General features: G+C 72.0%; 4 protein-coding genes and 1 pseudogene. 3 read left to right on the forward strand and 2 right to left on the reverse strand.

Annotated features, from left to right (window positions below; all coding sequences use genetic code 11):
- Positions 1 to 471, forward strand: a pseudogene (locus tag AWZ10_RS09150) (hypothetical protein); the annotation flags it as partial.
- 224 nt (positions 472 to 695) lie between these two features.
- Here AWZ10_RS09150 and AWZ10_RS09155 read toward each other — a convergent pair.
- Both AWZ10_RS09155 and AWZ10_RS09160 read right to left on the reverse strand, forming a co-directional pair.
- On the reverse strand, positions 696 to 1,859 hold the full coding sequence (locus AWZ10_RS09155) for an adenylate/guanylate cyclase domain-containing protein (protein WP_046706527.1): 1,164 nt from the start codon (positions 1,857 to 1,859) through the stop codon (positions 696 to 698).
- Positions 1,860 to 2,059: 200 nt separating this feature from the next.
- Positions 2,060 to 2,932: a biotin--[acetyl-CoA-carboxylase] ligase gene (locus AWZ10_RS09160; RefSeq protein ID WP_060890835.1), complete on the reverse strand. Its 873-nt coding sequence runs from the start codon at positions 2,930 to 2,932 to the stop codon at positions 2,060 to 2,062.
- Between the two features lie 195 nt (positions 2,933 to 3,127).
- On the opposite strand from AWZ10_RS09160, the gene AWZ10_RS09165 reads away from it, so the two are divergent.
- Together AWZ10_RS09165 and AWZ10_RS47450 are read left to right on the forward strand one after the other, a co-directional pair.
- A complete protein-coding gene (locus tag AWZ10_RS09165; RefSeq protein WP_060890836.1) occupies positions 3,128 to 4,717 on the forward strand; it encodes an acyl-CoA carboxylase subunit beta in 1,590 nt (529 codons plus the stop codon).
- A gap of 17 nt (positions 4,718 to 4,734) precedes the next feature.
- The coding region (locus AWZ10_RS47450; RefSeq protein WP_267893566.1) for an acyl-CoA carboxylase epsilon subunit at positions 4,735 to 4,837 on the forward strand (103 nt) is incomplete at its 3' end.

Below are 4,837 nucleotides of genomic sequence, written 5' to 3' on the forward strand. Positions count from 1 at the left end.
AGCGCGGCGGACGAGGTCACGGACGAGGCGACCGACGCCGGTGCGACCGTGGGAGGCGAGCCCTCGCCCGACGCGGGGACCCCGACCGCCGACACCCCCATGGGCGGCGAAAACCCCGCATCGACACGGCCGCCGTCACCGGGAGCGACCGCCCCCACGCCGGCCCCTTCCACCGTCCCGCCCGCCCCGGACATCGGTGTCGAGATCCCCTCCGACCCCGGCGCCTACGACCTGTCCAGGACCCCGCCCGCCCCGGACACGCCCCCGGCGGCCCGCACCCCGGATGCACCCCGCCCCACTGCACCGACGCCCACCCGGCCACCAGCGGCAGCCCCCCAGCAGCCGGCCGCCCCCGACTCCGAGGACTCATCGACCACGCCTGGCGACACGGCAACCCCCACGAAGCCCGCGAAGCCGGGCCTGTGCGTCCCGATCGTCGGCCTCTGCGTCAACGACGCCCTGGGCAGGTGACAGGGCACCCCCTGACCGGGGTCCGGCGGCCGTGGGCCTCGGCGGCCGGGCCCGACAGCGTCAGGAAGCTCACCGGCAGCCGCCCGGCTACGACAGCGGCAAAGTCCCGCCGACACCAGGACCCGCGGCGACGGTGGCAGCCAGGCACCGGGCACAGGCACGGCTCCGAAGCAGCGGCACGGCTCGGCTCGGCGACCCGGACCAGCCACCTGAGGCGCCCGCCCTCACGCCTTGCCCGGCCTCCGCGTGAGCAGCCATGGCTGGACCACGCCCAGGCCACGCACCGGGCGTTGCCACATGGGCTGGAGGGCGAAGCGGTAGGTCGGGGGTTCCTCACCCTCCTTCTCCGCGGCGGCCGCGGCTTCGGCGGCCTCGGCCTCGGAGGCGGGGGCCTCGCCCGTGCGGGTCAGCTCCTCGGCGAAGGCGCCGTCGACGAGGACCGCGTCCTTCGGCGCTATCGAGGTGAGCCGGCTCGCGAGGTTCACGGTCGACCCGAAGACGTCGCCCATCCGGGTCGTCACCGTGCCGAAGGCCATGCCGACGCGCAGCTCGGGCATGGTCTCGTCGTTGGCCATGGTCTCGATGAGGCGCAGCGCGATCTCGGCGGCGACGCCCGCGTCGTCCGTGGCGTACAGGACCTCGTCGCCCAGGGTCTTGATGAGCCGCCCGCCGTTCGCCGCCACGAGGTCGGCCGCCGTGGTCTCGAAGGCCTCGACCAGTTCGCCGAGCTCCTCCTCCTCCATACGCCGGGTGAGACGCGTGAACCCGACGAGGTCGGCGAAGCAGACCGCGAGCCGCCGGTCGACCATCTCCTCGTCGTCCGCGGCCTGCACGACCCGCCCGGTGGCGGCGGCGAGCTGACGCCGCCAGACGTAGACGAGGAACTCCTCCAGCTCCGGCAGCAACAGCTCGATCAGCGGATACGTCACCTCGGTCCGGGTCATCCCCGGCTCCGGCGGCTCGGTCAGGCCCTCCAGGAAGGAGTCGATCTGCCACTCGGCGAGCCGCGCCGTGGTCTGCCCGGTCGAACGGGCCACCTGCACCGCCATGGCCTCGCTCAGCAGCCCCGCCTCCACGAGGCCGGCGAGCCGCCGCAGCGCGAGTACGTCCGCCTCGGTCAGGGCCTTGGCCTGGCCGATGTCCGCGAAGCCCATGGCCCGCCAGAAACGGGACGCCAGTTCCATGGAAACGCCCGCGCTGCGCGCCGCCTGAAAGGGGGTGTACCGGCGCTCGGCCCCGAGGATCAGCCCTTCGAGCCGCAGGGCCAGCGGGTCCTCCTCATCGGCGTCCTCGCCGTGGGGCTCTCCCCGCTCGAGCGAAGCCGAGAGGGGGGGCGGCTCCACGCGGTCATCCGCGTCCGTGCCGGAGCCCGTGTCCTCGACGCTCACTCCTGCTGCCCTTCCGATCTCCCGCGGTCACGTACTCGACCGGCCTCAACTCTACGGCAGGTGTGCGCCAGCTCACTCCGTCAGGTGGGCCGAAGGGTGCGTACCCCTTCCGGTGCACGGCACCCGGCGTGCGCCGGAGCGCGCAACCCACTCCCGCCCGGACCGGCCCCCGGGTGCCCAAGCCCCACCGTCGCCACACGTCACACGGCCCGCAGATGCACGATGTCCCCCGCCCCCACCGGCTCCTGCACGCCGTCCGCCGTGGCGAGAACCAGCCGCCCGTCCCCGTCCACCGCCACGGCCTCCCCCACGACCGACCGGTCCCCGGGCAGTTCGGCGCGCACCTTCCGCCCCAAGGTCGCGCACCCGGCGGCGTAGGTCTCCTGGAGACCGCTCACCGAAGGGTCGCCCCCGGCGGCACGCCACCGCCCGTACCAGTCCTCCAGCGCCCGCAGCACGGCCCGCAGCAGCGGATCACGGTCCGTGGTCACGGCTCCGGCGAGCGCCAGGGACCCGGCGGTGGGCACCGGCAGCTCGTCCTCCCGCAGGCTGACGTTGATGCCGATGCCCATGACCACCCCCTCCGCGCCCGCCCGCTCCGCGAGGATGCCGCCGGCCTTGCGCTCCTGCCCACCCACAGTCACCAGCAGGTCGTTGGGCCACTTGAGTGCCGTGTCGATTCCGGCGGCCCGGGACAGCCCGGTCGCCACGGCGACGCCGGTGAGGAGCGGCAGCCAGCCCCAGCGCTCGACGGGCACCTCGCCCGGCTTGAGGAGGACGGAGAAGAACAGGCCGGAGCGCGCGGGCGCGGTCCACGTGCGATCCAGGCGACCGCGGCCCGCCTTCTGCTCCTCGGCGACGAGCACCGCGCCCTCGGGAAGCAGGTCGGCGCGCCCCGCGAGGCCGGTGTTGGTGGAGTCGATGACCGGCAGCACGTCCAGGGAACTCCACAGCCCGCCCTCCCGGATCAGCGCCCGGCGCAGGGAGGCGGAGTTGAGGGGCGGCCGGTCCAGGTCGGACCACCGGCTGCCGGGCTTGTCGTCAGCGTCGTCTGAGGCATCTCGCGGCGTCATGCAACCCACCCTAGGTGTGGTAAACGCCGCACTGCCGAACGGTAGGCACAGCACTACGCTACGGATGAGTAACCCCACACACTTCTGAGCACGTACCCAGCACCACCCAGCACCACCCAGCGCGTACCGAGCACGTACCGAGCAGCAAGTACTGATCCCTCACGTCCCCATGAGCAGGCAGGGAGCCACATCCCGATGTCCGAGCCGGAACAGATCGACATTCACACGACCGCGGGGAAGCTCGCGGACCTGCAGCGCCGTATCGACGAGGCGACGCACGCCGGCTCCGAGCGCGCGGTGGAGAAGCAGCACGCCAAGGGCAAGTTGACGGCCCGTGAGCGCATCGATCTGCTCCTCGACGAGGACTCCTTCGTGGAGTTCGACGAGTTCGCCCGCCACCGCTCCACCGACTTCGGCATGGAGAACAACCGCCCCTACGGCGACGGTGTCGTGACCGGCTACGGAACGGTCGACGGCCGTCCGGTCGCCGTCTTCTCCCAGGACTTCACGGTCCTCGGCGGCTCGCTCGGCGAGGTCTTCGGCCAGAAGATCATGAAGGCGATGGACTTCGCCCTCAAGACCGGCTGTCCCGTCATCGGCATCAACGACTCCGGCGGCGCCCGCATCCAGGAGGGCGTCATGGCCCTCGGCATGTACGGCGAGATCTTCCGCCGCAACACCCACGCCTCCGGCGTCATCCCGCAGATCTCCCTCGTGGTCGGCCCGTGCGCGGGCGGCGCGGTGTACTCCCCCGCGATCACCGACTTCACGGTCATGGTCGACCAGACCTCGCACATGTTCATCACCGGCCCGGACGTCATCAAGACGGTCACCGGCGAGGACGTCGGCTTCGAGGAGCTGGGCGGCGCCCGCACCCACAACGCCACCTCCGGCGTGGCCCATCACATGGCGGGCGACGAGAAGGACGCGATCGAGTACGTCAAGCAGCTCCTGTCCTACCTCCCGTCGAACAACCTCAGCGAACCCCCGGCGTTCCCGGAACAGGCGGACCTCACCCTCACCGACGAGGACCACGAGCTGGACACGCTGGTCCCGGACAGCGCGAACCAGCCGTACGACATGCACACGGTCATCGAACACGTCCTGGACGACGCCGAGTTCTTCGAGACCCAGGCCCTGTTCGCGCCGAACATCCTCACCGGCTTCGGCCGCGTCGAGGGCCACCCGGTCGGCATCGTCGCCAACCAGCCCATGCAGTTCGCGGGCTGCCTGGACATCGACGCCTCCGAGAAGGCGGCCCGCTTCGTCCGCACGTGCGACGCGTTCAACGTCCCGGTCCTGACCTTCGTCGACGTCCCCGGCTTCCTTCCCGGCGTCGGCCAGGAGCACGAGGGCATCATCCGCCGAGGCGCCAAGCTGATCTACGCCTACGCGGAAGCCACCGTCCCCCTCATCACGGTCATCACCCGCAAGGCCTTCGGCGGCGCCTACGACGTCATGGGCTCCAAGCACCTCGGCGCCGACCTCAACCTCGCCTGGCCCACCGCCCAGATCGCCGTCATGGGCGCCCAGGGCGCGGTCAACATCCTCCACCGCCGCACCATCGCCGCCGCCCCCGACGACGAACGCGAGGCAGTCCGCGCCCGCCTCATCCAGGAGTACGAGGACACCCTCCTCAACCCCTACACGGCGGCCGAACGCGGCTACGTCGACGCGGTGATCATGCCGTCCGAAACCCGCCGCCACCTCGTCCGCGGTCTGCGTCAACTGCGCACCAAGCGGGAATCCCTCCCCCCGAAGAAGCACGGAAACATCCCCCTCTAGCCCTGCTGGGAGCCGACATGACCATCAAGGTCGTACGGGGCAATCCGACCCCGGAGGAGCTGGCCGCCGCACTGGCGGTGGTCCGGGCCCGCGCCGCGGCGGCAGCCACCGAGCCGCCCG

It is taken from the genome of Streptomyces europaeiscabiei, from assembly GCF_001550375.1.
Lineage (GTDB): Bacteria > Actinomycetota > Actinomycetes > Streptomycetales > Streptomycetaceae > Streptomyces > Streptomyces europaeiscabiei.